The organism is Kitasatospora sp. NPDC057595 (assembly GCF_042800875.1).
GTDB lineage: Bacteria > Actinomycetota > Actinomycetes > Streptomycetales > Streptomycetaceae > Kitasatospora.
The window spans coordinates 246,463-272,857 of sequence record NZ_JBHVGL010000001.1 but is presented as its reverse complement, the minus strand read 5'-3'; the positions used below and the strand labels follow the sequence as shown (position 1 = coordinate 272,857).

The 26,395-nt window shown below is 75.6% G+C and carries 27 protein-coding genes; 15 read left to right on the top strand and 12 right to left on the bottom strand.

What is annotated here, in order from left to right; genetic code table 11:
- Positions 1-11: 11 nt before the first annotated feature.
- Together ACFU9E_RS01195 and ACFU9E_RS01190 are read right to left on the bottom strand one after the other, a co-directional pair.
- Positions 12-3,317: a sacsin N-terminal ATP-binding-like domain-containing protein gene (locus tag ACFU9E_RS01195; RefSeq protein ID WP_380686477.1), complete on the bottom strand. Its 3,306-nt coding sequence runs from the start codon at positions 3,315-3,317 to the stop codon at positions 12-14.
- 163 nt (positions 3,318-3,480) lie between these two features.
- The gene (locus ACFU9E_RS01190) at positions 3,481-4,362 is read right to left on the bottom strand and encodes a DUF3027 domain-containing protein (RefSeq protein ID WP_380684374.1); all 882 of its coding nucleotides are present in this window, start codon (positions 4,360-4,362) and stop codon (positions 3,481-3,483) included.
- 605 nt (positions 4,363-4,967) lie between these two features.
- Here ACFU9E_RS01190 and ACFU9E_RS01185 point away from each other — a divergent pair.
- The 4 genes from ACFU9E_RS01185 to ACFU9E_RS01170 all read left to right on the top strand — a co-directional run bounded on the left by ACFU9E_RS01185 (position 4,968) and on the right by ACFU9E_RS01170 (position 8,577).
- Positions 4,968-6,347 (top strand): MFS transporter, encoded by a 1,380-nt coding sequence (locus ACFU9E_RS01185; protein WP_380684375.1) that lies wholly within the window; start codon positions 4,968-4,970, stop codon positions 6,345-6,347.
- Positions 6,348-6,421: 74 nt separating this feature from the next.
- Positions 6,422-6,955: a hypothetical protein gene (locus tag ACFU9E_RS01180; protein WP_380684363.1), complete on the top strand. Its 534-nt coding sequence runs from the start codon at positions 6,422-6,424 to the stop codon at positions 6,953-6,955.
- Between the two features lie 10 nt (positions 6,956-6,965).
- A complete protein-coding gene (locus ACFU9E_RS01175; protein WP_380684364.1) occupies positions 6,966-7,739 on the top strand; it encodes a futalosine hydrolase in 774 nt (257 codons plus the stop codon).
- Positions 7,732-8,577 (top strand): 1,4-dihydroxy-6-naphthoate synthase, encoded by an 846-nt coding sequence (locus ACFU9E_RS01170; protein ID WP_380684365.1) that lies wholly within the window; start codon positions 7,732-7,734, stop codon positions 8,575-8,577. The genes ACFU9E_RS01175 and ACFU9E_RS01170 overlap by 8 nt, the downstream gene beginning before the upstream one ends.
- Before the next feature lie 18 nt (positions 8,578-8,595).
- On the opposite strand, the gene ACFU9E_RS01165 is transcribed toward ACFU9E_RS01170, so the two are convergent.
- Positions 8,596-8,979, bottom strand: coding sequence for a cold-shock protein (locus tag ACFU9E_RS01165; protein ID WP_350541364.1), 384 nt, complete (start codon positions 8,977-8,979; stop codon positions 8,596-8,598).
- A 469-nt stretch (positions 8,980-9,448) separates the two neighbouring features.
- Between ACFU9E_RS01165 and ACFU9E_RS01160 the strand changes: the two genes are divergently transcribed.
- A complete protein-coding gene (locus ACFU9E_RS01160; RefSeq protein ID WP_380684366.1) occupies positions 9,449-9,685 on the top strand; it encodes a hypothetical protein in 237 nt (78 codons plus the stop codon).
- Here ACFU9E_RS01160 and ACFU9E_RS01155 read toward each other — a convergent pair.
- Positions 9,682-10,311, bottom strand: a complete 630-nt coding sequence (locus ACFU9E_RS01155; RefSeq protein WP_380684367.1) for an HAD family hydrolase — start codon at positions 10,309-10,311, stop codon at positions 9,682-9,684. The two genes, ACFU9E_RS01160 and ACFU9E_RS01155, sit on opposite strands and share 4 nt — an antisense overlap.
- A gap of 100 nt (positions 10,312-10,411) precedes the next feature.
- Between ACFU9E_RS01155 and ACFU9E_RS01150 the strand changes: the two genes are divergently transcribed.
- From ACFU9E_RS01150 to ACFU9E_RS01135, 4 genes are all read left to right on the top strand, one after another.
- A complete protein-coding gene (locus ACFU9E_RS01150) occupies positions 10,412-11,440 on the top strand; it encodes a FecCD family ABC transporter permease (protein WP_380684368.1) in 1,029 nt (342 codons plus the stop codon).
- Positions 11,437-12,489, top strand: coding sequence for a FecCD family ABC transporter permease (locus tag ACFU9E_RS01145; RefSeq protein WP_380684369.1), 1,053 nt, complete (start codon positions 11,437-11,439; stop codon positions 12,487-12,489). The genes ACFU9E_RS01150 and ACFU9E_RS01145 overlap by 4 nt, the downstream gene beginning before the upstream one ends.
- A 15-nt stretch (positions 12,490-12,504) precedes the next feature.
- Entirely contained in the window at positions 12,505-13,413 is a 909-nt protein-coding gene (locus ACFU9E_RS01140) for an ABC transporter ATP-binding protein (RefSeq protein WP_380684370.1), read from the top strand.
- A gap of 103 nt (positions 13,414-13,516) precedes the next feature.
- A complete protein-coding gene (locus tag ACFU9E_RS01135) occupies positions 13,517-14,500 on the top strand; it encodes an ABC transporter substrate-binding protein (protein WP_380684371.1) in 984 nt (327 codons plus the stop codon).
- Positions 14,501-14,507: 7 nt separating this feature from the next.
- On the opposite strand, the gene ACFU9E_RS01130 is transcribed toward ACFU9E_RS01135, so the two are convergent.
- From ACFU9E_RS01130 to ACFU9E_RS01115, 4 genes are all read right to left on the bottom strand, one after another.
- Positions 14,508-14,879: a hypothetical protein gene (locus ACFU9E_RS01130; protein WP_380684372.1), complete on the bottom strand. Its 372-nt coding sequence runs from the start codon at positions 14,877-14,879 to the stop codon at positions 14,508-14,510.
- A gap of 6 nt (positions 14,880-14,885) precedes the next feature.
- Complete coding sequence (locus tag ACFU9E_RS01125; protein ID WP_380684373.1) at positions 14,886-16,433, bottom strand: protein kinase; 1,548 nt, start codon at positions 16,431-16,433, stop codon at positions 14,886-14,888.
- Positions 16,434-16,929: 496 nt separating this feature from the next.
- A complete protein-coding gene (locus tag ACFU9E_RS01120; protein ID WP_380680845.1) occupies positions 16,930-18,132 on the bottom strand; it encodes a hypothetical protein in 1,203 nt (400 codons plus the stop codon).
- The gene (locus ACFU9E_RS01115; protein ID WP_380680842.1) at positions 18,129-19,004 is read right to left on the bottom strand and encodes an RNA polymerase sigma factor; all 876 of its coding nucleotides are present in this window, start codon (positions 19,002-19,004) and stop codon (positions 18,129-18,131) included. The genes ACFU9E_RS01120 and ACFU9E_RS01115 overlap by 4 nt, the downstream gene beginning before the upstream one ends.
- A 286-nt stretch (positions 19,005-19,290) precedes the next feature.
- Between ACFU9E_RS01115 and ACFU9E_RS01110 the strand changes: the two genes are divergently transcribed.
- The 5 genes from ACFU9E_RS01110 to ACFU9E_RS01090 all read left to right on the top strand — a co-directional run bounded on the left by ACFU9E_RS01110 (position 19,291) and on the right by ACFU9E_RS01090 (position 23,396).
- A complete protein-coding gene (locus tag ACFU9E_RS01110; protein ID WP_380680839.1) occupies positions 19,291-20,046 on the top strand; it encodes a hypothetical protein in 756 nt (251 codons plus the stop codon).
- 178 nt (positions 20,047-20,224) lie between these two features.
- Entirely contained in the window at positions 20,225-20,896 is a 672-nt protein-coding gene (locus ACFU9E_RS01105; protein WP_380680836.1) for a VC0807 family protein, read from the top strand.
- A 111-nt stretch (positions 20,897-21,007) separates the two neighbouring features.
- A complete protein-coding gene (locus ACFU9E_RS01100; RefSeq protein WP_380680833.1) occupies positions 21,008-21,748 on the top strand; it encodes a tyrosine-protein phosphatase in 741 nt (246 codons plus the stop codon).
- 117 nt (positions 21,749-21,865) lie between these two features.
- Complete coding sequence (locus ACFU9E_RS01095) at positions 21,866-22,570, top strand: class I SAM-dependent DNA methyltransferase (RefSeq protein ID WP_380680830.1); 705 nt, start codon at positions 21,866-21,868, stop codon at positions 22,568-22,570.
- 67 nt (positions 22,571-22,637) lie between these two features.
- Entirely contained in the window at positions 22,638-23,396 is a 759-nt protein-coding gene (locus ACFU9E_RS01090; RefSeq protein ID WP_380680827.1) for a Clp protease N-terminal domain-containing protein, read from the top strand.
- 56 nt (positions 23,397-23,452) lie between these two features.
- On the opposite strand, the gene ACFU9E_RS01085 is transcribed toward ACFU9E_RS01090, so the two are convergent.
- Both ACFU9E_RS01085 and ACFU9E_RS01080 read right to left on the bottom strand, forming a co-directional pair.
- Positions 23,453-23,944, bottom strand: coding sequence for an NUDIX domain-containing protein (locus ACFU9E_RS01085; RefSeq protein ID WP_380680824.1), 492 nt, complete (start codon positions 23,942-23,944; stop codon positions 23,453-23,455).
- A 60-nt stretch (positions 23,945-24,004) separates the two neighbouring features.
- Positions 24,005-24,442, bottom strand: a complete 438-nt coding sequence (locus ACFU9E_RS01080) for an SRPBCC domain-containing protein (RefSeq protein ID WP_380680821.1) — start codon at positions 24,440-24,442, stop codon at positions 24,005-24,007.
- A 125-nt stretch (positions 24,443-24,567) separates the two neighbouring features.
- Here ACFU9E_RS01080 and ACFU9E_RS01075 point away from each other — a divergent pair, with 125 nt between their 5' ends.
- Positions 24,568-24,969 carry an STAS domain-containing protein gene (locus tag ACFU9E_RS01075; protein ID WP_380680818.1) on the top strand — a complete coding sequence of 134 codons (402 nt, stop codon included), beginning with the start codon at positions 24,568-24,570 and terminating at the stop codon, positions 24,967-24,969.
- On the opposite strand, the gene ACFU9E_RS01070 is transcribed toward ACFU9E_RS01075, so the two are convergent.
- Complete coding sequence (locus ACFU9E_RS01070) at positions 24,874-25,854, bottom strand: sigma-70 family RNA polymerase sigma factor (protein ID WP_380680815.1); 981 nt, start codon at positions 25,852-25,854, stop codon at positions 24,874-24,876. The genes ACFU9E_RS01075 and ACFU9E_RS01070 overlap by 96 nt on opposite strands.
- 140 nt (positions 25,855-25,994) lie before the next feature.
- Complete coding sequence (locus ACFU9E_RS01065; RefSeq protein WP_380680812.1) at positions 25,995-26,270, bottom strand: hypothetical protein; 276 nt, start codon at positions 26,268-26,270, stop codon at positions 25,995-25,997.
- Between the last annotated feature and the right edge of the window lie 125 nt (positions 26,271-26,395).

The window sequence follows — 26,395 nt, the reverse complement described above, 5'->3', positions numbered from 1 at the left end:
GGCCGACGGGCTCAGCCCTCGAAGTCGCGGGCGGCGGACAGCTCGTACGCCCGGTCCGGCTCGCTGAGCGCGGCCAGCACCTCGAACCGGCGGTGCCACTGCCCGACCGACCAGGCCAGCCCGGCGGCCAGCCCCTCCGGCGTGGCCGCGTGCAACAGCCCGGGCACCGGTGGCACCTCGAACTCGTCGTCCTCGTCCGCCTCCTCGGCCGACTCCGGGTCGTACGGCGCCTCCGGGGTGTCCGCGGCGGCGTCCCAGCGCCAGTCCACGGCGGCCTCCTCGCCGTCCGGGCCGACCACCAGCAGGTCCTCGTGCTCCTCGTACGCGACCGGGCAGCCGGGCAGCAGCTCCCGCACCACGGCCGGCACCCGGTGCAGGACGCCCTGGGAGAGCACCCGCCCGCCGGCCACCTCGCTGGCCAGCGAGACGTGCAGCCGCTCGGCGAGGTCGGCGGCCAGCGCCGGGGCGACCGGCAGCAGCGGGTGGTCGTGCAGCAGCTCCACCAGGTCGGGGGCGTCCGCGACGACCGCCTCGGCGGCGTCCACCACGATCGTGCGGTCGGGACGGCGGCCGGTGGCCCGGTCCAGCGGCGGCACCGCGCGCACCACGTCCAGCGGGTCGATCCGCTCCACCTCGATCCGGGCCAGCGCGCTGTGGATGCCGTGCAGCTGGCGGTGTCCGACCTCGGCGGCCGGGTCGGTCAGCCGGTCCAGCACCTCGTCCGGCCCGTGCGGCTCGGCGAGCAGCGCGGTCAGCGTGGTGCGCACCCCCAGCGCGTGCAGGAACTGCTCGTCCAGGGTGGTGCGGGCCTCGTCGTACAGACCACGCAGCAGCGGGTCGGCGCCGGCCGCGCGCAGCCCGGCGGGCTCGCGGCCGTCCAGCACCGGGTGGTCGCGCAGCCACCAGGCGGTGTACGGCGGCAGGTCGGCGTACGAGCCGTCCGGCAGCAGCGTGCGGACCGGGGTGACGACGGCGTCCCGGTACGGCGGGCGGGCCAGCGCGGCCAGCGCCTGCGGCCAGGCGTCGTCGTCCACCAGGTCCAGGTCGCGGACGGCCAGCAGCTCGGCGGCGACCGGCGGGACGCCCACGGTGTCCCCGTCGTCGGCGTGCAGCGCCTCCAGCGCGTCCTCGGCCCAGTCCGCCAGGCCGTCCGGCGCCTCGTCGATCAGCCCGGTGGGGTGGCCGCCGGCCGCCCGGTCGGCGGGCGCGGTCGGGTCGAGCCGGTCCAGGTCGTCGGGGTCGAGCACCACGTCCTCGGCGCGGACCAGCACGAAGTCGGCCGGTACGCCGACGGCGGCGAGCACCTCCGGGCCCCAGCGCTCCAGCAGGTCGTCGTCCACCCAGGCCGTGTCGTCCTCGCGCGCCAGCGCGGCGAGCGGGCTGTCGGGGAGCAGCAGCTCACCGGCGCGGGCGGGCTCGCCCTCGTCGTCGAGCAGGGCCAGCCGGGCCAGCCAGGGGTGCTCGCCGGGCGCCGGGGCGGCCGCCCTGACGAGCGCCAGCACCGCCTCGGCGAGGTCGGCGGCGGCGTCCGGGTCGTCCTCGGCCAGCTCGTAGGAGCGGGCGACGGCGGCCCGCACCTCGGGCGTGTCCAGCACCCCGGCCGGGGTGGCCGCGCCGGCGCCGAGCTTGGCGAGCAGCGGGTGGGCGGCCTCCGGGTGGGCGAGCCGCAGGTCGAGCACGGCGAGCGCGTCGGCCAGCGACTCGGGGTAGCCGGGGAAGGCCGCCCAGTCGGCGGCGTCGGAGGGCAGCAGGACCCGGCGCGGACCGGTCACCGTCCGGCCGTCGGCGAGCGGCACCGGCAGCGCGCCGAGCGCCTCCGGGTCGGCGCCGCCGAGCGCCGCGTACAGGTTGCGCCACCAGGCCGGCTCGCGGTCCAGGCCGCCCAGCTGGTCGACCACCTCGGCGAGCGGGACCCGGCGGACGTTCAGCACCCGCAGTTCGGTGCGGCGCTCCAGGCCGGCCGGCAGCAGGCCGGGGAAGATCGGCGCCAGGGCCTCGACCACCGAGCCGTCCGCGCCCTCCAGCAGCGTGGCGTCCCGGGGCCGCAGCGCGGGGGTGCCCTCCTCGACCGGCGCCGGGTGCGGTAGGAACGGTGTACCGGGCAGCCGGGAGAGCACGGCGGCGCGCAGCGCGTTGTCCAACGCGCCCTGGCCGAGCGGGCCGGGCACCAGGCCGAGCGAGCCGAGGTCGCCGCCGCGGGCGCGCAGCAGGTCGGCGTAGGCGTCGGCGGCGCGCTCGGTGAGGAAGTCGGCGAGCGGGCCGGGGGCGACGTGCCGGCGGGTGGAGTCCAGCGGGTAGGAGGCGATCAGCAGCGCGGGCAGGCCGAGCGGCTCGTCGCTGGGGGTGGGCGCGTGCAGCACCGGGTCGATCGCGGGCCGCTGCGGGTCGCCCTCCTCGGAGACCGGCACCGCCCAGGTCACCGTCCAGTAGGGGCGGGCGCGCTCCTCGGTGGGCCGGTCGGCGAGCAGCTCCGCGGCGAGCGCGCCGGCCGCCTCGGCGGTCTGCCAGACGGTGCGCCGGTGCCCCCCGCCGGCGTCGTCGGTGACCGTCACCTCGGTGACGCCGTCCGGACGCGGCTCCGCGGCGGAGCGGGTCAGCGTACGGGTGCCCTCCGAGGTCTCCACCACCACCTCGGCCAGGCCGGGCAGGGTGAGCAGCAGCGCGTCGTCGATGCCGGCCAGCAGCCGGCGGGTGAGGTCCTCGGCGGCGGCGTCGCGCAGCGGCAGCACCACCACCGTGTCGTACCCCTCGGGCGCCGGGCCCTCGGCGGCGAACGGCAGGCGCAGCAGCGGCACGTGGCCGTCCCGGCGGCGCAGTTCCTCGGCGAGCGCCGGCTGCGTCCCGGCCAGTGCCCGGGCCTCGCCGAGCGACCAGCGCACGCCGCCGGCCGAGCCGAGCACGGCGGGCTCGTCGGTGACCGCGAGGACGGCGGCGAAGCCGACGCCGAACCGGCCGACGGTGGTCTCGTGCTCGCCGCGCTTGGAGGAGGCGCGCAGGGTGGACAGCGACTCGACGGCGGCGGCGTCCAGCGGCGCGCCGGTGTTCGCGGCGGCCAGCACGCCGTCCGCCAGGGTGAGCCGCAGCCGGCCGGGGCCGTGCCCGGCGCGGACGGCGGCGTCGGCGGCGTTCTGCGCCAGCTCGACGACCAGCCGGTCGCGGTAGCCGCCGAGGGCGAGCTCCTCCTCGGCGTTGGCGTCCTCCCGGAACCGGGCCGGGGAGGCGGCCCAGGCGTCCAGCACCCGACGGCGCAGTTCGGCGCTGCCGAAGGGGTCCGCGAGGTGCTCGTCCGTGCCGCTGCCGAGAATCCGAGGTTCCACTGGACCTGCCGCCTTCCGCCGCCCTGTTGTGCCCTACGAGGGCATTCTTCCCTGCCGGAAGGACTGCCCCGGACACGCCCCCGGCCGCGGCCCGCCCACGCGGGGGCGGAAACGGCGGCGGCCCGCCCCACGGGTGGGGCGGGCCGCCGGAAAGCGGTGGTGCTCAGGAGTGGCCGAGCTCCTCGGTGGGCGCGTCCGGCTCGACCGAGCCGGAGAGCCGGTCCGGGTGCAGCGGCAGCGGCTCGACCACCAGCTCGTCCAGGATCAGCTCGGCGGGCGCCGGCGGGGCCGGGATCACGGCCGCCTCGGAGTGCCCGCCGCAGCCGTAGGCGAAGGAGACGATCTGGCCGTCGGCCGGGCCGAACTCGTTGCCGCAGACGCCGAAGGCCTGGCCGAGCGTGCCGCCGATCGGGATCAGGAAGCCGCAGCTGACGCAGGAGGCCGGGGCGGACTGCGCCATCGGCGTCTGCGGGCCGTGCGCCTTCTCCCAGCGGTCGGCGGCCAGGTGCATGCCCAGCCGGGAGAGCACCCGGCTGCGGCCCAGGCCCAGCTCGTCGGCGACGGCGCTGATCTGGGCGCGACCCGGCGCCGGCTGGATGTCCGGGTCGGAGACCAGCACGTCCTCCTGCGCGGCCTGGGCCACCGCGGAGTTCGGCGCGGGCTCGTCCTCGCCGGTCCAGCCCGGCTCCAGGCGCAGGTCGTCGGCGTCGGTGGGGAGCAGGTCCCCGGGGCCCATGTCGCCCGGGCGCAGCCGCTCGCTCCACGGCACCCACTGCGGGGCGAGGATCGCGTCGGCGCCGGGCAGCAGCACGACCTCGTCCAGCGTCACGTTCTTGGCGCGCGGGGCGCGGGCCACCGTCACGGCCCAGTGCCAGCCACGGTAGGCCGCGTCCAGGCACTCGAAGGTGTGGGTGACGACCCGGTCGGCCTCGGCCTGAACACCCAGGTGGGCCCCGACGGTCTCGGCGCCGACGGCGTCCTCGGCGGCCTGGCGGGCGAGTTCGACGGCCTCGGCACAGAGCCGATCAGGGGTACGGCTTCGCATCGCAGCACTCACGGCGTCGATTCTCTCCCAGTTCTTCTGTCGCCCACGGCGAGTTGCCTGTTCCGTCGCGGCTCGGTTTCCCTCGTCCATTCTGCGCGACCGCGGGCCGCCGCGGATACCGGCCGCGCCGCTCGTCTGGTCCGCCGGCGCCGGTCGGGCCCTCGGGCGGACCTTGGGCAGGCTACCCGCCGGTCGGCCGCCCGGCACAGTCCGGGGCGTCCGGAGTGGCTCCGGAACGTCCGGAACGGGAACGCGGGCCGTCGACCGCGCGGCGCGGAGCGGAATCCCGCGTTGTCGTCCCGAATCTGGGGCAGGATGGGCTTGTGGCGGACGAGAACCCGTCGCAGCACGCAGTGCGCGCCTCGCGGACCGACGGTCCGGACGAGGCGAACGCGCTGCCGCGACAGCAGCCTCCGGTCCACTCCGCGAACGAACCGCGGTCGGTGGACCCCTCGTCACTGCCCGCCACCGAGCCCTCCGAACCGCTCGAACCGGCCGCACCGCTCGGCTCCGTCGAACCGCCCGGCTCTGTCGCACCGCCCGCCCCGGTCGCACCGCTCGCCGAGGAGGAGGCCGCGGAGGAGGACGAGCCGCGCCGGCACTTCCTGGTCCGCACCGCCTCCGCGGCCGGCTCCCGCACCGGCAAGGTGGTGCACGGCACCGGCCGCCGGATCCGCCGGGCCACCGCCGCCGAGGGCGCCGGCGAGTCGGGCCTGGCCAAGCTCATCGAGCTGCACGCGCTGAACGCCTTCGGCGACATGCTGATCACCGTGGCGCTCGCCTCGACCATCTTCTTCTCGGTGCCCACCGGCGAGGCCCGCGGCCGGGTGGCGCTCTACCTGCTGGTCACCATGGCGCCGTTCGCCCTGCTCGCCCCGGTGATCGGCCCGCTGCTGGACCGCCTGCCGCACGGCCGCCGGGCCGCGGTGGCGACGTCGATGCTGGCCCGCGCGGTGCTCGCCTGGACGATGGCCGGCGTGGTGGCCGGCGGCGGGCTGGCGCTCTACCCGGAGGCGCTCGGCGTGCTGGTCGCCTCCAAGGCGTACGGGGTGGTGCGCAGCGTGGTGGTGCCCCGGCTGCTGCCCAGCCGGCTCTCCCTGGTGAAGGCGAACTCCCGGGTCACCCTGGCCGGGCTGCTGGCCACCATGGTCGCGGCCGGCGTCGGCGGACTGCTGCACCTCATCGGTCCCGGCTGGCCGCTGCGCGGTGCCTTCCTGGTCTTCGTGGCGGGCACCCTGATGGCCTTCCACCTGCCGCACGCGGTGGACTCCGCCAAGGGCGAGCAGCGCGCCGTGCTGCACGCCGAGGAGCACCCGACGGGCCACCACGGCGTGCCGCCCGGCGGCGGCGAGGACGGCACGGCGCCCGCCGCGCAGCGGCCCAAGGCCTCGCTGCGCACCGTCGGCCCCTCGGTGATCCTGGCGCTGCGCGCGATGGCGGCGATGCGCTGGCTGGTCGGCTTCCTGGTGCTGTTCCTGGCGTTCCTGCTCCGCGAAGACCCGGTCGGCGGCCTTCAGCCGACCCTCGCGCTCGGCCTGGTGGCGCTGGCCGCCGGTACGGGCAACGCGCTCGGCTCGGTGCTCGGCTCCTGGCTGCGGCCCCGCGGCCCGGAGCTGACGGTCACCGCGATGCTGCTGCTGGCCTGCTGCGCCACGGCCGCCGCCGCGCTCTGGTACGGCACGGTGACGGTGGTGGCGGTCGCCGGGACGGCCGGGCTGGCGGCCTCGCTCGGCAAGCTGTCGCTGGACGCGCTGATCCAGCGGGACGTGCCCGAGTCGGTGCGGACCTCCGCGTTCGCCCGCTCGGAGACGGCGCTCCAGCTGTCCTGGGTGGCGGGCGGCGCGGTCGGCATCCTGCTGCCGCTGAACGGCACGCTGGGCCTGTCGGTGGCCGCCGCGGTGGTCGGTGCGGTGCTGCTCTGGACGCTGCGCTCGCTCCTGCGGGTCGGGCTGCGCACCCGCCCGGCCGCGCCCCGGGTGGCCTGAGTCCCGCTCTCCGGAGGCAACACGTTGCCGACCCCCGCGTAGCGTGATCGCGAAAGCCCGGTAGCCTCTGACGCATGAGCCTCAGCACCCGCGCAGTCGCCGGCCTCGGCGCCGTCGTCGTCATCGCCGCCGGCACGGTCGGCGGGTCCATCGCGTACGCGTCGAACCAGCACGAGATCAGCGACCACCGCGCCACCCTGCTGGTGGGCAACTCGTCGCAGGCGCACGACCCGTTCTGCTTCAACGGCGGCCAGCCGCTGACCGACCAGCAGCAGGAGGAGTGCCAGGACAGGGCCGGCAAGGCCCTGGAAGCCGGCACCATCCCCTCGTCCGACGTGGTCGTCAGCGACCGGATCGGCATCGGCGTCAGCCCGGACGTGGCGGACCGCGGCTGGTGGGCCAACACCAACGGCGGCCAGCAGGGCCAGGGCGGCCGGTTCATCCTGGCCTCGGCGGCGCGCAACGCCACCTTCTCGGGCGCCGTTCCGGCCAGCAAGGCGCTCAACGCCTCCGGCAAGACGCTGATCACCGTGGTCGAGACCGACCCGAAGACGCCGGAGTCGATCTACGCCGTGTGGTACTTCCAGCTGAACACCCAGGACAGCTGACGGTCGTCCGGTGACGGTACGACTTCCCGACGAGCAGTCGGACCCCGCGCGGGCCCGGCTGCTCGTCGTCGTCGCGGTGCCGGCCGAGGCCGACGCCGTGCTGCGCGGCCTGGGCGCCGCCGCCGGGGCCCCCGCGGAGCGGGTGGCACTGCCGGGCGGGGCGCTGGACCGGGTCGCGCACCCCTCGGGCGTGACGGTGGACGTGCTGGCCGGCGGGGTCGGCCCGGGCGCCGCCGCGGCCGCCGCCGCCACCGCGCTCACCGCCGCCCGCTACGACCTGGTGCTCTCGGCCGGGATCGCCGGCGGTTTCGCCCCCCGGGCGCCGATCGGCACCACCGTGGTCGCCACCGGCATCGTCGCCGCCGACCTGGGCGCCGAGACCCCCGAGGGCTTCGCCGACGTCACCGAGCTGGGCTTCGGGACCGTCCGGCACACCCCGCCGCCGGCCGCCGTGGCGCTGGCCGTCGAAACCCTGGCCGCCGAGGTCCCGGGCGCGGTCGCCGGGACGGTGCTGACCGTCTCGACGGTGACCGGCAGCGCGGCGCGCGCCGCCGCCCTGACCGCCCGCCATCCGGACGCGGTGGCCGAGGCGATGGAGGGCTTCGGCGTCGCCGAGGCCGCCGCCCGGCACGGCGTACCGTCGTTCGAGCTGCGGACCGTCTCCAACGCCGTCGGCCCGCGCGACCGGTCCGCGTGGCGGATCGGCGAGGCGCTGGCCGCGCTGGAGCGCGCGTTCGCCGTCCTGCCCCACCCCGCGCTAGTGAAGGAGGCCGGCCGTGGCTGAACGGCTGAGCATCGCGTACTCGCCCTGCCCGAACGACACCTTCGTCTTCCACGCCTGGTCGCACGGCCTGGTCCCGGGCGCGGAGTCCCCCGAGGTCACCTTCGCCGACATCGACGTCACCAACGGCCTGGCCGAGCGCGGCGAGCTGGACGTCCTCAAGGTCAGCTACGCCGCCCTGCCCTGGGTGCTGGACGAGTACACCCTGCTGCCCTGCGGCGGCGCGCTCGGACGCGGCTGCGGCCCGCTGGTGCTGACCCGCCCGGAGAGCGGCGACGACCTGAGCGGCAGGACGGTGGCCGTCCCCTCCGAGCGGTCCACCGCCTACCTGCTGTTCCGGCTCTGGGCGGCGCGGGCGGTGCCCGGCGGCCTGGGCGAGGTCGTGGTGCTGCCGTTCCACGAGATCATGCCCGCCGTCCGGGACGGCCGGGTGGACGCCGGTCTGGTCATCCACGAGGCCCGCTTCACCTACCAGGACTACGGCCTGCGCTGCCTCGCCGACATGGGCGAGGCCTGGGAGCAGGAGACCGGCCTGCCGATCCCGCTGGGCGCGATCATCGCCCGGCGCTCGCTGGGCGCGGAGCGGCTGCGGGCGCTCACCGAGGCCATCCGCGGCTCCGTCCGGCAGGCCTGGGACGACCCGGAGGCCAGCCGCGGGTACGTGCTGGAGCACGCCCAGGAGATGGACCCGGACGTCGCGGCCCGGCACATCGCGCTGTACGTCAACGAGTTCACCGCGGACCTCGGCGAGGAGGGGCACGCGGCCGTGCGCGCGCTGCTCACCCGGGCCGCCGCGGAGGGACTGGTGCCGCCGCTCGGCCCGGGTGCGCTGGACTTCTGAGCCCCGCCGCGCGGGCCCCTACACGTCGAACTGGTCGGCCACCCCGCGCAGCAGCACGGCGAGCTTCTGCCCGGCCGGCTTGGCCGGGTAGCGGCCGTGCTGCAGGCCCGGCAGGACGGCGTCCATCATCGTGATGAGGTCCTGGACGAGCGCCGCCATGTCGTCCGGGCTCTTGCGCTGGGCGGCGGCCACCGACGGCAGCGCGTCCAGCAGCTGGACCTGCATCGCCTGGTCGCCGCGGTGCCCCGCGACCACGCCGAACTCGACCCGCTGGCCCGGCTTCAGCGACGTGATCCCGGCGGGCAGCGCCTTGGTGTGGACGAAGACGTCGCCGCCGTCGTCGCGCGACAGGAAGCCGAAGCCCTTCGTCTCGTTGAACCACTTGACCTGGCCGGTGGGCATCTCGAACAGTCCTCGATGTGGGTGTGAGGGATCCCGGCCCTGGCCGGGGATCACTGGGTGGTGGAAGAGCGGGCCGGCCCGGGGGGACACGCCGCGGGGGCGCGCACGGTCAGCACGCTGTGAGGAGCAGACTAACGGTCCGTCACTGTCTCATCCGCGTTCCGCACAAGATCCGTCCGGAAGTCCGGCGGCCACGGGCGGCCCGGAACCGGCACGGCCGGGGCGCGGCTCGGCGCTGTCCACAGGCTCGCACCCCCGGTCGGAGAGAACGGGGCGCACTGATCGCACCCCTCGGCACAGCCTGCATACCCCCGCCCAGCAGGGATCAAAACTCCCAGCGCCCGGAAAACTGCGCAACGTGACGGGACCGCCCGCCCTCGTGGCGGCCGCGCGGGAACGGCCGCCGGCGGCCTCTGCGAGACTGGGACGGCAGCCGAACCCGCCGTCCCGGCCGCAGAGGAGCAGACCCGTGAGCAGCCAGAGCACCGACCGCGGCGACGCCTGCGTCAAGGCCGGGACGATCGTCTTCGGGCTCGGCGCGCTCGCCACGCTCGTCACCTTCGTCCCGCTGTTCCTGCACCTGACGCCGCTGCCCACGGCCGCGTACTGGCTGAGCATGCTGATGCCGCTGGGCTTCCTGCTCGCCCTCACCGGCCTGCTGCTCTCCGCGCGCTCCCAGCGCCGCCGGGCCCGCGCGAACGCCTAGGCCGCAGCCAGGTGCCCGGCCAGCCAGGCCGGGAAGGCGGTGAGGTCGGGCAGCACCACGTCCGCGCCCGCCGCCCGCAGCTCCTCGACGCCGTACGGGCCGGTGGCCACCGCCACCGCGAGGGCGTCCGCGTGCCGGGCGCCCCGGATGTCACCCAGGTGGTCGCCGACGTAGACGGTGGCGCCGTGCTCGCGCAGCGCCTCGCCCTTGGTCTCCGCCCAGAGGTCGCCGGCCACCGCGTCCGCCCGCAGACCCGCGTGCTCCAGGTGGAGCCGGGCGTTCGGCCCGTACTTGCCGGTGACCACCGTGACCCGGCCGCCGTGCGCGCGGACCGCGTCCAGGGCGGCGTGCGCGCCGGGCAGCGCGACCGTCGGCGCGAACGCGTGGTCCCGGTACAGCGTGCGGTAGCGGTCCGCGACCTCCTCCAGCCGCGCCTCCGGGAACCAGTTGCGCAGCTCGTGGAGGAGCGGCGGCCCGAGCCGGGTGACCGCCAGGTCGGCGTCGATGGCGGTCCCGGTCTCGGCCGACAGCGCCAGGTAGGTGGCGCGGATGCCGGGCCGGGTGTCCAGCAGCGTCATGTCGAGGTCGAAGCCGACAGTGAGCGGGGCGTCCGAGGTCACAGGCATACCGCCAGGCTATCCAACGGCCGGGCCGGACCGAAGGAACGATTTGCCCCGGCTTCGGCGGGGAACTTAGGTTTGCCTCAGCTATCTGCGAGAGAGAGCCATGACCGACACCACCGCGCCCGGCAGAGCCCGCCTGCTGCGCCGCCGCATCCTGTGGCTCGCCGCCGCGCTGGCCGTGCTGGCCGCCGCGGTGCTGCTGAGCCTGGCGGTCGGCAGCCGGAACATCCCGTTCGGCGACACCGTCGACGCCCTGCTGCACGGCGGGGACACCACCAACGCCGTCGTGATCCGCGAGCTGCGGGTGCCGCGCACCGTCGTCGGCCTCGCGGTCGGGGCGGCGCTCGGCCTGGCCGGCACCGTCATGCAGGGCATCACCCGCAACCCGATCGCCGACCCCGGCATCCTCGGCGTCAGCCAGGGCGCGGCGGCCGGCGTGGTGCTGGCGATCTCCGCGTTCGGGATTTCCACGCTCACCGGGTACGTCTGGTTCGGCTTCGCCGGCGCGGTGATCGCCACCGTGGTGGTCTACGGGCTGGCCGGACGCGGCCGGGGCGGGGCGACGCCGGTCAAGCTGGCGCTGGCCGGCTCGGCGGTGTCCGCGTTCATCGCCTCGCTCAACACCCTGGTGCTCACCACCGACGCGGCCGCGATGGACCAGTTCCGGTTCTGGCACGTCGGCTCGCTCTCCGGCCGCACCGCGGACGTCGCCTGGCAGCTGCTGCCGTTCCTGGCCGTCGGCACGGTGCTGGTGTTCGCGGTGGCGCGCGGCCTGGACGCGCTGGCGCTCGGCGACGACACCGCCAAGGGGCTCGGCGCGAAGACCGGGCTGGTGCGGGCCGTCGGCGCGCTCGGCGCCACCGTGCTGACCGGCTCCGCGGTCGCCGCGGCCGGACCGGTCGCCTTTGTCGGCCTGGCCGTGCCGCACGCCGCCCGCGCGGTGGCCGGCGCCGACCACCGCTGGGTGCTCACGCTCTCCGCCGTGCTCGGCCCGGCGCTGCTGCTGCTCGCCGACACGCTCGGCCGGGTGCTGTTCCCGCCCTCCGAGGTGCCCGCCGGGGTGATGACCGCGCTGGTCGGTGTGCCGGTGCTGGTCACGCTGGTCCGGCGGCGGAAGGTGGTGGCGGCATGACGGCCCCGACGGTTCCGCTGCGCGGCTACACCGTGGTGCGCGCCCGGAGCGCCTCCTTCCTGCTGCACCGGCGCTCGGCGTACGCGGCGCTCGGCCTGCTGGTGGCACTGGCCGCCACCGTCGTCGCCTCGCTCTGCCTGGGCGAGTCCACGGTGGCGCCCGGCGAGGTGCTGAAGGTGGTGTTCGGGCAGCCGAGCCCGCACGAGCTGGTGGTCGGCGAGTTCCGGCTGCCCCGGGTGGTGGTCGGCCTGCTGGTGGGCACCGCGCTCGGGCTGGCCGGCGCGCTGATCCAGACCGTCGCCCGCAATCCGCTGGCCAGCCCGGACGTGGTCGGCGTCTCCTGGGGCGCCACCGCCACCGTGGTCGGCCTGCTGGCGTACGGCGTGGTCGGCTCCACCGGCCAGGTGCCCTACGCCGCCGTGGCGGGAGGGCTGGCGGCGGGCGTACTGGTCTACCTGCTGGCCTGGCGGCGCGGACTGCACGCCCAGCGCTTCGTCCTGATCGGCATCGGCATCTCCGTCGCGCTCTCCTCGCTGACCTCGGTGTTCCTCACCAAGGGCGACGGCTTCCAGGCGCAGGCCGCCAAGGTGTGGATGACCGGCAGCCTGAACGGCTCCGGCTACGACCAGGCCGGCTGGCTCGCCTGGGTGCTGCTGGCCTCCGTGCCGGTGGCGCTGTGGGCGGCGCGGGCGCAGCGCTCGATCTCCTTCGACGACGCCACCGCCGTCGGCCTCGGGCTGCGGCTGAACCGGATCCGGCTGGGCATGGCACTGCTCGGCGTGGTGCTCGCCTCCTGCGCGGCCGGGGCGGCCGGTCCGGTGGACTTCGTCGCGCTGATGGCCCCGCAGATCGCCGTGCGGCTGGCCCGCTCGGCACAGATCCCGCTGTTCTGCTCGGCGCTCACCGGGGCACTGGTGGTGGTGCTGGCCGACCTGCTGGCCCGTCGGCTGCTGGCGCCCACCGAGCTGCCGGTCGGCGTGGTGACCGGGCTGGTCGGCGCGCCGTACCTGATGTGGCTGCTGATCCGCTCCCGCCGTGGAGGTTCCTGAGTCGTGGAGGTCCCGATGCCCGCCGACGCCGAGTCCGTCGACACCGAGTCCGCCGTCGACACCGAGTCCGCCGAGTCCGCCGGGGCCGTCGACCGGGTGTCCGCCCACCGCCTGGAGGCCCGCGAGCTGACCCTCGCCTACGAGGCGCGAACCGTCGCCGAGAAGCTCTCGCTGCGGATCCCGGACGGCAAGGTCACGGTGATCGTCGGGCCGAACGCCTGTGGCAAGTCCACCCTGCTGCGCGCGCTGGGCCGGCTGCTGAAGCCGGCCCGCGGCGCGGTGCTGCTGGACGGCGAGGAGCTGGCGCGCGTCCCGACCAAGCAGATCGCCCGGCGGATCGGGCTGCTGCCGCAGTCGCCGAGCGCCCCCGAGGGCATCGCGGTGGCCGACCTGGTGGCACGCGGCCGCCAGCCGCACCAGAGCTGGTGGCAGCAGTGGTCGGCGCAGGACGAGGAGGCGGTCGCGGAGGCGCTGGAGCGCACCTCGACGGCCGAGCTGGCCGAGCGCGGGGTGGACGAGCTGTCCGGCGGGCAGCGGCAGCGGGTGTGGATCGCCATGGCGCTCGCCCAGGGCACCGACATCCTGCTGCTCGACGAGCCGACCACCTTCCTGGACATCGCGCACCAGGTGGAGGTGCTGGACCTGGTGCGGCGGCTGAACGTGGAGCGCGGGCGGACGATCGTCGCGGTGCTGCACGACCTCAACCAGGCCGCCCGGTACGCGGACCACCTGGTGGCGATGCGCGAGGGGCGGATCGTCGCACAGGGCCCGCCGGCCGAGGTGGTGACGGCGGAGCTGGTGCGCGAGGTGTTCGGGCTGGAGTCGGTGGTGGTGCCGGATCCGGTGACCGGGACGCCGCTGGTGGTGCCGGGCGCGCCGTGGACGGCCGGGGCGCCGGCCAAACGGGCCGGGGCGGACGCGTAGCGGGCCGGGGCCGACGCGTAGCGACGTTTTATGCACCCATGACGCACCAATTCGGACATAATCGACGCGCCGTGCCCGCCCGCCCCCGTCGTCCGAGGTGCCGATGTCCCCGCTCACCCGCCGCACTCTGCTGACCGCGCTCGGCGGGCTCGGCGGCGCCGCGCTCACCGGCTGCACCACGCACCGCACCGCGCCCTCGCCGCCCGGGCTCGCGGCCGGCGAGACCCCCTCCCCCACCCCGCTGCCGGACGTCACCGTGGCCACCGCCACCGGACCGGTCACCGTGCCCGGCGCGCCGATGCGGGTGGTCACCCTGGACACCGCCGAACTGGACTCCGCGCTCACCCTCGGCATCACCCCGGTCGGCGCGGCCCGGCCCGCGGCGGACGGGGGCTTCCCCGACTACTGGCCCGCCTCCCGGCTCGCCCGGACCGCCTACGTCGGCCCGGCCGGCTCCCCGGACCTCGCCGCGGTCCGCGCCCTGCGGCCCGACCTCATCCTGTCCAACCAGGCCCGCGACGGCGACCGGTACGACGAGCTGCGGGCGATCGCCCCGACCGTGCTCACCCAGACCACCGGCGCGCCCTGGAAGGCCAACGTCCAGACCCACGCCCAGGCGCTGAGCCGCCAGGCCGCGGCGACGGCCTTCGCGACCTCCTACCAGCGGCACGTCAACCAGGTGGTGACGGCGCTGGCGAACGCCAAGGCGGGCGGCCGGAAGGTCAGCCTGCTCCGCTTCGTCGAGGGCGGCGGGATCCGGCTCTTCGGCAAGCAGAACTTCCCCGGGTCCGTGCTCACCGACGCCGGCCTCGGCCGCCCGGACGCCCAGAACACCGACCAGTCCGACATCGAGCTCCCGCCCGACCAGCTCGCCAGGGCCGACGGCGACCTGCTCCTCTACGCCGACTACGGCGACCCGGACCGCAACGGCCTCAACGCCACCCTGGCGAGCCCCGCCTGGCAGTCCCTGGAGGCGGTCAGGGCGCACCGCGCCTTCCCCGTCGACGACCAGCTGTGGTTCCAGGGCATCGGCTACACCGGTGCCAACTACGTGCTCCAGCAGCTCCAGCGCTTCCTCGGCGCCTGACCCGGGCTCAGCCGCGCGGCAGATCCGTCGCCAGGATCAGACGCTGGAGGTCGAGCACCAGGGCGAGCCGGTAGCGGCCGGTGGCGGCGAGGGCGTCGTAGCAGCGGCGGGCCGTGGCCTCCTGGCGGACCAGATCGCCGTCGAGGTCCTTCACGTCGAGGTAGGAGTCGTAGCGCTCGAAGGGGATGCCCTTGTCCTCCTCGAAGTCGTGGGAGAACGCCAGCCGGACCTTCGTGTGCTCGAACCCCGCGTACCAGTCGTCGAATTCGTTCCCGCTCGGGAGCAGGGGCACGCCGCAGGCGGCCTCGACGTCCGCGACCAGCTGTTCGTCGGAGACGCCGTCGGCGCGCTCGACGAAGAGCTCGTGGTGCGTGCTCATGGCGGGTCAGTCCTCCTGGTCGGCGACGGCGTTGAGGGAGGTGATCAGCGAGGAGAGGGCGGAGTTCCAGTTCTGGTACGTCGGGCCGTCGATGGCGTGCTTCTTGGCGAGGTCGCGGACGGTCCGCTGGGCGCCCTTCAACCGGGCGGCGGCGTCGTCGGGCCGGCCCTCGTTGAGATGGGCGGTGGCCTCGTCGAGGGTGCGCAGCAGGTCGATCTGACGGGCGCGCTCCTTCTCCACCTGGGTCTGCGCGATGCTCTGCCGCAGGGCGTTGATCTGGACCAGCGGCGCCGGGTCGTGCGGGGCCGGGGTGGTGGCGGGGGCCGTCGGGGTCGGCCGCGCCGACGGGGTGGTGGCGGTCGGTGTGGGCGTCGGGGTCGGGGTCGGGGCGGGAGTGGACGGCGGGGCGGCGGGGGCGCTCGCGGTGGGACGGGCGGACGGCGCGGCGGCGGGGGTGGCCGGGTCGTCGAAGGCGGTGAGCGCGAGCACCGCGGCGCCGGCGACACCGGCCAGGCCGAGGGCGCCGAGCACGATCGGCTTGCGGCGGCTGTCCCGCTCGGGCTCCGGCATCGGCGCCGGGGCCGCCGGGATCGGCGCCATCACCGAGGTGGGGGCCGGCGGCGCCGGCTGGGGCGGCAGCAGGGTGGTGTGCTGCTGGTCCGGCCCGGGAGCGGCGAGGTGGGCGGGCGGCAGCGGAGCGGCGGCGAGCAGTTCGGTGGTCGGGTCGGCGGGCACCGACCCCGGGACGCAGGCCAGCAGTTCGGCCCGCGCCGCGAGGGCGTCCGCCGGGCGGCCGGCCGGGTGCTTGGCGAGCAGCCGCAGCACCGCCGCGTCCAGTGCGGGCGGCAGGCCGGGACGCCGGGCCGAGGGCGGCAGCGGTTGCTCGCCGACGTGCTTGTAGGCGATCGCCACCGGCGTCTCGGCGGCGAACGGCGGCGCGCCGGTGAGCATTTCGGTCAGCACGCAGCCCACCGCGTAGAGGTCGGTGCGGCCGTCCAGCGGACTCGCGGTGGCCTGCTCGGGCGACAGGTAGGCGGCCGTGCCGAGCACCGAGGCGGTCTGGGTGAGGTTGTGCGAGGAGCCCGCCCGGGCGATGCCGAAGTCGACGACCTTCACCCCGCCGTCGTCGGTGATCATGATGTTGCCGGGCTTGATGTCCCGGTGCACCAGGCCCGCCGCGTGCGCGTGGGCCAGCCCTTCGCAGACCGCGGCCGCGATCCCGACCGCCTGCTCGACCGGCAGGACCGGCCGCTGCGCCAGCAGCGCGGCCAGTGAGCGGCCGTGCACCAGCTCCATCACGATGTACGGCGAGCCCTGGTCGACCCCGGAGTCGAAGACCATGACGATCCTCGGGTGGACCAGCATCGCGGCGTGCTGCGCCTCTCGGCCGAACCGCTCGGCGAACCGCGGATCGTCGGCGAGGCCCCCGTTGAGGACCTTGACGGCCACCTGACGGCCCAGCACGTGGTCCACTCCGCGCCAGACCGTGGCCATGCCGCCGACGCCGAGTATCTCGACGAGTTCGTAGCGCCCGTTCAGCGCGCGTCCGATCACCTGGAACCGCTCCCCTCAGAGGCCCCGCCCGGGGTCCCGGACCGCCTCGTGCACCTGTGCACGATAGCCCCCGGCGACGACCGGCCCCGGGCGGCGGCGGCCTGCCCGGGAGGGGTGGGCGGCCGGGGAACCGGGCAGCGGATCCCCGACCGCCGGCTCATGGGTCGTACGGGACGACGGTCACGGTCGGTGCGGGTCGGACTGGTCGGGCGGGGTGCCGGCCCGCCCTGACTGCGGGCGGGCGGGCCGGCGGGTTCCGGTCCGGCCGGGCCGGCGGGCGCGTTCCGGGGTGCGCCTGCCGTCCCGGCCGGGGCCGGCCGGGTGGACGGCCGGCACGGGGGGGCCGGCCGACCACCCGGAGTCCTCGGGTGGAACGGGGTACTGCGGTGGTGCGGTCACTGCGGTGGTGCGGCTACTGCGGTGGTGCGGGGTGGAGCGTTCCGGATGGGCGACGGGCCCGGGGGGAGTCGCTCGCCGCCCATCCGGAGATCGTGGGTCACCTCGTGTTGTCCGAGGTGACGTCGGGCCGGTCCGGGCGGTCGGTCCTCGGCTGCCCCGGCGGGGCCGCCGTGGTCGCCGCGGGTGGTGTGGGCCCTGCGGTGGCGGCCTTCGACGGCCGGGCCGCGTTGCCGTTGCCGTTGCCGTTGCCACCGCCGTTCGCGCCGGAACCCGAACTGTTGCCGGAGCCCTGACCGTTGGAGCCCTGACCGTTGGTCCCCTGGCCGTTGCTCCCCTGGCCGTTCGAGCCCTGGCCGTTGCCGCCCCCACCGTTCCCGGAGGTCGCGGCGCCGGACCGGGACGGTGCCGGACCGCCCTGCTGGTCGTCGCCACCCACGGCGGCGAGCAGTCGGGCGCAGTACTCCTCCACCTTGTCCGGCCCGCCGGCAGCCGCGACCAGCCCGCCGAACTGCGGATCGCCGACCGTCGTGCGCGGGCGCTCGCCCTTGCCCGCCCGGTCGGAGAACGCCTTGCAGAGCGCCGCGTGGGCCGCCGGGTTCGACGGACCGCGCCCGTCCCCCGGCGTGGCGGTGGACGGCTGCGGCGTCGACGGCCGGTTCGCCGGGGTGGACGGAGCGGCGGTGGCCGGACCGCCCGAGGGGCCGGACGAGGAGCCGTCCGAGGGGGCGCCGGAGGTTCCACCGGCCGCGGCGGCGGTGAACGGCTCGGCCGACGGAGCGGCGGAGCGCGCCCCCGCCGTGGCCGTCGCGGTCGTCGCGGTGGAGGTCACCGGGGCGACCGCGTGCCGCGGCTCGTCCGACCCTCCGCCCAGGGCCGAGGGGAAGTTGCCCGTTCCGGCCGCGACCGCGACTCCGCCGAGCGCCGTGGCGCCGAGCATGACGACGGCGGCCTTCGTGCTGAAGGCCCTCGTCAGCGCGGCGGTTGCCATCGAACGTCTCCGGACGGGTGCGGGTGCGGCGGGTACTGCGGGTGCGGGCGCGAGACGGGCCTCCCGGAACGCGGCCAGGGCCGCTTCCTCCCCGGCCAGTTCGCCCCGCGTCGCCGGCGCCGCGGCGGCGGCGAGCACCCGGGTGACCCGTTCTTCCGGCCCGTGCTCGGGCGGGAGGGTCCCCGTGTGCCCGGTGGTGCCGTCCGGGCCGGTGAGCGAGGCGTCCCGCCCGGCCGACGGGCCGCCCACGGCACCGGCGAGCAGTCGCTCGGCGGTGTCACGGTCGATCCGGCGGGATCGGTTGGTGCTCATCTCATGTCCTTCAGCGTCGCGGCCCGGCGTTCTGTCACACCCTGCGGAGAATTTTTTTTCGCGGTCCTCCCCAGTCCCTTCCTGACCGCCCCGCCGCCGGTCGGCCCCCCGGCCGGACCGCCGGCCGGATCCCCGTCCCGGCCCGGCCGCGCCGCCGGGATCCCCGGTCCGCCCGCGCCCGCTCCCGCGCCCGCCGGAAAGGACTGTTCCAGCAGCTTGGCGAGCCGCTTCAGTCCCCGGTGCGCGGCCATCCGGACGGTGCCGGAGCGCTTGCCGAGCACCTGGGCGGCGCTCTCCGCGTCCAGTTCCATCACCACCCGCAGCAGCACCGCCTCGGCCTGGTCCCGGGGCAGCCGGGAGATCAGCGCCAGCGCGTCCGAGGTGCCGACGGCGGCCAGCGCCGCGCCCGCCGTGTCGTCCCCGCCGGCCAGTTCGGCCAGGTACTCGAAGGGCAGGTCGGCGACCGGCCGGCGGCGGCGGGCCCGCAGGTGGTCCAGCGCCCGGTGCCGCGCGACGGTCGCCGCCCAGCCGCGGAAGCCGTCACCGTCGCCGGTGAACGAGCCGAGGTCGCGGGCGATCTGCAGCCAGGTCTCGGAGGCGATGTCCTCGGCGTCCTGGGCGTCCTCGGGCCGGCCCCCGACCAAGACCCGCAGGTAGCGGAGCAGACCCGGCTGGACACTCCGGAACAGCAGCCGGAAGGCCTCCTCGTCCCCGCCCTGCGCGGCCCGGACGGCCTCGGTCAGCTCGACGGGGGTGGTGGCCGCGCCCGTGGGCGGACCGGGTGGCGGGCCTGACGTCGGGACCGGTCCGGACCGGCCGACGGGGCTGTCGGTGCCCGCTCCGGGGCGTTCTGCACTCTGCACCCGCCACATCATCCGCCATGCGGGCGAACGGGCCGTTCCGGCGGGTCCCGACCGTCGCCCGTCGACGCGCCGATCGCCCGGGCGTCACGGCACAGGCCGCAAACAGGCCCCCTCGGGACCTTCGGGTCGAAGGTCCCGAGACCATCTGGCCTTCGTCTGCGGCATTGGAATCGCCATGTCACCTACGTTGTAGGTGAACGATTCATTTCCGGCCGCTGCGCCGCCGCCCTCGCGCCCTCCCCCTTCCTCGCGCCCCGGGCATCGCCGGCCGCTCCCCCACACCCCCAGGAACGCCATGACCTCCGCCGCCCACGAGCTCTTCGAGCGCGGCCTGCGCGACCACCTCGCGCCCGCCCTCCGCCTCCTGGGCCTCACCGGCTGGCGGCGGACCTTCAGCCTCCCCGACCCGACCCACTGGGCGCTGCTCGGCCTGGTCGAGCAGCGCGCCGACGGCCGGCTGCGCTACACCTTCGACCTGAGCCTGGTCCACCGCGCCGACTGGACCGCCGCCGCCCTCCCCGGCCCGCGCCCGGACCCGCGCGCCGTCTACGGCATCGAGTCCTGGCGCGCCCGGATCGGCGAACTGCTGCCGGTCGGCGAGGACGTCTGGTGGGAGGTGCTGCCCGGACCGCGCTGGCGGGTCACCCTGGACGACTCGGTGGCCGCCGTCCGGCACTACGGGCTGCCCGAGCTGCGCCGCCGGGCCGAACGGGAGCGCGGCGCCGCCACCGGCGAGACCTACCTCTCGGCCGCCGAGCTGGAACAGGTCAACACCGCGCTGCTGGCCGTCCCGGTGGCCCGCGTCCAGCGCGCCGAGCTGGTCGACGGCGCGCTGGTCCTCACCGGCGCCTGGACCAGGGCGGACGCGGCCGCCCGCACGGTGCTGCGCGGCGTCGCCCACGGGTTCCTCTCCGCCGAGGACGAGTCCGCCGAGGACGAGTCGGCCGGGAACGAGGCGGCCTCGGACGAGGCGGCCGGGGACCGGCTCTTCGCCGTGGTGCGCTGCGTGGACACCCTCGGCCGGCCGCTCTGGGACTTCGGCCGCCCCTGACGCCGCACGGCGTTCACCCTGCTCAACGGCACTGTCACGGTGCGCGCCGTGACAACTGTCATGCGGATCCGGCAACGCACGGCACTGCTGGGCGGGCGGCCCCGCTCGGAAGACTGGAGGCACGACGGAGCGGGCAGCGGCCCGCCGACCGAGCAGCCAGTCCGGGGAGGAACCCGCCATGAGCCAGATCGCCGCCACCGCCACCGCCGGCACCGCTCCCCACCCTCTCGGCAAGGCCCTCCGCCCGCTCGCCGTCGACATCGCCGGCCCGCTCGCCGGCTTCTACCTCCTCCACTCCGGCCTCGGTCTGAGCGAGTTCGCCGCCCTCGCCTGGAGCAGCGCCTTCCCGGTCGCCCGCACCGTGCTCGGCCTGGTCGGGGAGCGCACGCTCAACCGCTTCGCCGCCCTGATGCTCGGCGTGAACCTGGTCGGCCTGGCACTCACGGCGGTCAGCGGCGACGCCCGGCTGATGCTCGCCAAGGATTCGGTGCTCAGCGGCTTCATGGCGCTGGCGATCCTGGCCTCCGCGCCGACCGCCCGTCCGCTGATGTCCGCCGCGCTGCGCCCCTTCCTCACCAAGGGCGACCCGGCCCGCGAGGCCGCCTGGGACCGGCTCGCGGCGGGCTCGCGCTCCTTCCGTCGCCACGAGCGGCTGTTCTCCGCCGTCTGGGGCGGCGCGCTGCTCGCCGAGTGCGCGGCCCGGGTGGTCGGCGCCTTCACCCTGCCGGTGGCCACCATGGCGTGGCTGTCCACCGTCCTGCTGGTCGCCGGGCTGGCCGCCGGCTCGGTGCTCGGCCGGACCGCCGCCGAGCCGATGGCGAAGCTGGTCCGCACCGAGGCCGCCGCCTGACCACCCCACCCCACTGATCATCCGAACATCCCAGGAACCATCCGGCTCCACCGGAAGTCCACACATCACGAGGGGGTAACGGGACCCCCTCGTCGAGGAAACGGGGAACCGATGAGCCGGGCCGATGCGCAACCCACCACCACCGAGGACCGCACCCTGGTCTGGGACGGCTGCCTCAACGTCCGCGACCTGGGCGGACTGCGCACCACCACCGGCGCCCGCACCACCCGCGGCGCGATCGTCCGCGCCGACAACCTGGACCGGCTCACCGCCGAGGGCTGGGACGCCGTCCTCGACCACGGCGTGCGCACCGTCGTCGACCTGCGCGACATCACGGAGTACAAGCCGCTCCTGCCGCTGCCCGAGGGCGTCGAGCTGATCCGCGTCCCGCTGGACGAACTCGCCGGCCCCGCCTGGTGGAAGAGCTACGGCCACCTCGACGGCACCCCGCTGGCCCTGCGCCCCTACCTCGACCACTGCCCGCACGCCGCCGCCGAACTGATCACCACCATCGCCGGCGCCCGCCCCGGCGGCCTGGTCGTGCACTGCGGCGCCGGCCGCGACCGCACCGGCCTGGCCGCCCTCCTGCTGCTCGCCCTCGCGGACGTCACCCCCGCCGAGATCGTCACGGACTACCTCCAGAGCGCCCCCAACGTCCGCCCCCTCTACGGCATGCTCGGCCTCCCCGACCAGTACCGCCGCATCGACGCCGTCCTCACCGAGGCCGGCACCACCGCGGAAGCCGCCGTCACCGCCACCCTCGCCGACTTCGCGCCCACCCCCTACCTGCTGTCCGCCGGCGTCACCCCCGCCGACCTCGCCGCCGTCCGCCGCCGCCTGCTGCCCTCCTGACTGACCGCCACCCGGGAGTGGGAGGCCGATCGGTCCGACCTCCCACCCCGGAGGGTTCATTCCGGCGCTCCGATAATCGTTCGCGGTCGGCCCGGTGAGCGCTCAATACTGCCGGGCATGGTGGACTTCTCCGACTTCGACACCCGCAACTACCCCACCGTGGACGTCCGGACCGGCTACGCCGGCTGGGTCGACACCTACGAGCAGACCGTCGAGGACGCGATGGACCTCGCCGTCCTCGACCGGCTCGCCCTGCCCGCCTGGCCGGAGGTGCGCCGGGCCGCCGACCTCGGCTGCGGCACCGGCCGGACCGGCGCCTGGCTGCGCGGCCGGGCCGCCGAGGGCCTGGTGCTGGACGGCGTGGACCTCACGCCCGAGATGCTGGCCCGCGCCGAGGAGCGCGGCGCCCACGACACCCTCACCGAGGGGGACGTCGCCGCCACCGGACTCCCCGCCGGCGGCTACGACCTGGTGATCTCCTCACTGATCGACGAGCACCTGGCCGACCTCGGCCCCTACTACCGCGAGGCCTTCCGGCTGGCCCGCCCGGGCGGGCGCTGCGTCCTGGTCGGGCTGCACCCGTCCTTCATCATGGCGGCCGGCATGCCGACCCACTTCACCGGCGCGGACGGCTCGGACGTCGCCATCACCACCCACGTCCACCTGGTCTCCGACCACCTCACGGCCGGCCTGGCGGCGGGCTGGACGCTGGTCGAGATGCGGGAGGCGGTGGTGGACGAGGGGTGGATCGCGCTCAAGCCGAAGTGGGAGAAGTACCGCAGCCACCCGGTCTCGGCGGCCTACGTCTGGGAGAAGCGGTAGGGAGGCCGGCCACTTCGGCGTCAACCGATGGTTGACGATCCGGGATCGACAACCTAAGGTTGACGCTATGGAGAATCCGATCGTTCCCAAGACCACTCAGCTGCGCCTCGACGATCTGATCGACGCGATCAAGAAGCTCCACGCCGACGCGCTCGACCAGCTCTCCGACGCCGTCATCGCCGCCGACCACCTCGGCGAGCTCGCCGACCACCTCATCGGCCACTTCGTCGACCAGGCCCGCCGCTCCGGCGCCTCCTGGACCGACATCGGCCGCAGCATGGGCGTCAGCAAGCAGGCCGCCCAGAAGCGCTTCGTCCCCAAGGACCCGGCCACCCCCAACGACCTCGACCCGAGCCAGGGCTTCGGCCGGTTCACCGACCGGGCCCGGCACGTCGTGATGGCCTCGCAGGAGGAGGCCCGTCAGGCCGGCAACGCCGAGATCGGCGCCGAGCACCTGCTGCTCGGCCTGCTCGTCGAGCCCGACGGCCTGGGCGTGCGGGTGCTCGCCACCCAGGGCGTCACCCCCCAGGCGCTGCGCACGGCCGCCACCGCCGTGCTGCCGGCCCCGGACGCCGAGGTGCCGGCGCTCATCCCGTACGACGCCCGGGGCAAGAAGGCGCTGGAGCTGACCTTCCGGGAGGCGCTGAAGCTCGGTCACAACTACGTGGGCACCGAGCACATCCTGCTCGCCCTGCTGGAGCTGGAGAACGGCGCCGGGGTGCTGAACGACCTCGGCGTCGAGAAGGCGGAGGTCGAGCGCCTCATCGGCGAACTCCTCGCCGCCTTCGTCGCGTCGACCGCGGACGACGACGAGGGCCAGGCCTGACCGGACCGTTCCGGGGCCGCGCGGGACGGGCGCGGCTCCGGGACTCCGTCGGTCGCTCAGAAGCCCGACACATGGGTGGTGACGATCCGGACCCGCCCGTCCGACTGCGCCGCCAGGGCCGCGCGCAGCCGCAACGACCGCGCCGGACCCAGCAGTTCGAGTGCTTCCTCGTCCTCGACCCAGCGGTGGTCGTCGAGTTCGCCGTCCGGGACGGTCACAGGGGTACCGTCCGGGACGGCGCCGAAGTCGAAGAGGAAGTGCTCGGCCGGGTGGTCGAGTTCGTCCGACGGGTGGGTCCAGGAGATGGCCAGCAGCTCCCCGGCCTCCCGGACGATGCCGGTCTCCTCCAGCAGCTCCCGGGCCGCGCACTCCGCGGGCCCCTCCCCCAGGTCGATCGTCCCGCCGGGGAACTGCCAGTGCTCCCGGTAGCCCGCCTTGACCAGCAGGATCCGCCCGGAGGCGTCCCGCAGGACGCACCCCGCCGCCGCGTAGATCCGCGGCAGCGAGGCCAACCACTCTTCACGGGACTTCAACGGCTCGACCGGCACGGCTGGGCCTCCTGGGGTGCGGGGAAACGACGCGCCCCACTCTGCCAGCCGGCGGAACGGTCAGCTCCGGGTGGCCATGTGCTCGACCAGGCGGTCGAAGCTGGAGTTGTGGCCGGCCTCCGCCTCCGGGCCCAGGAACATCGCCGGGACGTTCTCCTGCTCCATGAGCACCCGGGTGCGGCCGTCGCCGAGGTCGCTCAGGGTGATCCGGCCGGTGAGGCCGACGCCCTCCTCGAAGAACTCCAGCATCTCGTCCTCGCGGATCGCGGTGAACCGGGCGCGCAGCGGGTAGCGGTCGCCGGTCGCCTCGATCACCATCGTGCTGTCGAAGCGTCCACCGACCTCCGGCTCGATGGTCACGGTGTCCAGCGGGACGTGGGTGCCGACCGGGCCCCAGAAGCGGACGAACTGCGCGGGCTCGACGTACGCCCGGAAGACCTCGGCCGGGGTGGCCCGCAGCTCACGGACGATGGACAGGGTGCCGAGGTTCTCGGTCATGGTGGTGGTTCCTTCGGGTCGGAGGAGCGCCGCTCGGTGCCGCGCTTTCACAGGGGTAGACCGGAGGCACATCGGAAACTCATCGCTCTTCGGCGAAGTTTTTCGGAAATCTTCTCCGGTGGCCGATGAGGCCGGTCCGCGGCACCGGTCTGATCTCCGTGGAGACCGAACCGAAGACCGAACCGAAGACCGAAGCGACGACCGAACCGAAGACCGAAGCGAAGGCGTCCGCCGACCGGTTGCTGAGCTGCGACCTGGGCGCCCTGACCGCCCCCGACCTGGCCGTCGTCGACGCCCTGGCCCGGCTGCGGCTGGCCACCGCCCGGCACGGCGTGCGACTCGTCCTGCTCAACGCCGGCGGCCCGCTGCGCGAACTGCTCGCGTTCAGCGGGCTGGCCGGTGTCCTCCTGGTCGAGGAGGACACCGCGGCGCTACTCCCCGGCCGCCAGCCGCGGCGGCAGGCCGAAGAGCGGGAACAGCACGTCGGTGTCGAGGAAGTTGGTGAGCCCGGTGATCCGGCCCGCTGACACCTCCAGCACGATCAGCGCCCACGGCTCGTGCCCGCCGTCCGGGCTCGGCCGGTACTGGCCGAACGCCGGACTGCCGTTGGCCCGCGCCGCGACCAGCCGAGAGCCCCGGCAGCCGTGGCCCGGCCCGAGCATCCACTCCCTGAGGTCCGCGTGCCCGGTCAGCCAGAGCGCGAACGGCGGCATGTTCAGCGTGACGTCCTCGTGCAGCAGTGCCGCCAGGCCGTCCATGTCGTACGCCTCGAAGGCCGCGACGTACCGGTCCAGCAGGGCCCGGTGGTCCTCGTCCAGCGCCGGGGCCGGCCGGGCGGAAGCCGGGTCGGCGGCCAGCGCCGCCCGGGCCCGCTGGAGCGCGCTGTTCACCGAGGCGACGGTGACGCCGAGCAGTTCGGCGACCTCGTTGGCCCGCCAGCCGAGCACCTCGCGCAGGATCAGCACTGCCCGCTGCCGGGGCGCCAGTCGCTGGAGCGCGGCGACGAAGGCCAGCCGCACCGACTCGCGCTGCGCGGCCACCTCCGCCGGATCACCGCTCTCGGGCAGCACCCGGCCGTCCGGCGCCGGGCCGATCCAGGTGACCTCGGGCAGCTGGGCGTCGGTCGCGGTGGCCACCGTGGAGGGGCCCGCCAGGTCCATCGGCCTGGCCCGGGCGTTGCGGCCGTTCAGCGCGTCCAGACAGACGTTGGTGGCGATCCGGTAGAGCCAGGAGCGCAGCGCCGCACGACCCTCGAAGCCCCGGTACCCGCGCCAGGCGCGGACCATGGTGTCCTGCACCGCGTCCTCGGCCTCGAAGACCGAGCCGAGCATGCGGTAGCAGTACCCGGTCAGTTCCGTCCGGTACCGCTCCAGCTGGAGCTCGACCGGCTCCTCCGTCATCAGCTCGGCCATCGCCCGTGCCCCCGCTCACCTGCTGTCCTCGATCGCCAGGAAAGGTACCGCAGACCACTGACAGAATCACCGCCAACGCCACCGCACGGCCCCGGCCGACGTCCTGAACGCGGGTCAGGGCGCCGACCGGGGCGGGGCGCTCAGTGCGCGCTGTGCTTCTCGGCACCGCGGTGCCGGTGTCCCCGGAGTTCGGCGTGCTGCGCCGGCGCGGCGTGCGGGACGGCGGTCACCGCGTCCCGGCCGCCGTGCCGGAACGAGTCGGCGCCCGCGGCCCCGGCGCCGGCGGCGGCCTGCGGGACGCCGGTCCGCAGCCGGGGCGGGAGCGTGTCCGGCGTCGCCGCCATGCCCCGGCGCTCCAGCAGGTCCTGGGCGCCGCGGCGGAGTCTGGGAGAGCTTCCCGCTGTTCGTTCGGTCATCGTCGGCCTCCCTTCGGTGGCCGCCGGCCGGACGGAACCCGGCCGGAGGCCGCACGGGCGTTATGTCCCGATTGGTCGGGAATTACACCTCAACCCATGGCGGCCGGAACGTCAACCCGGTCATC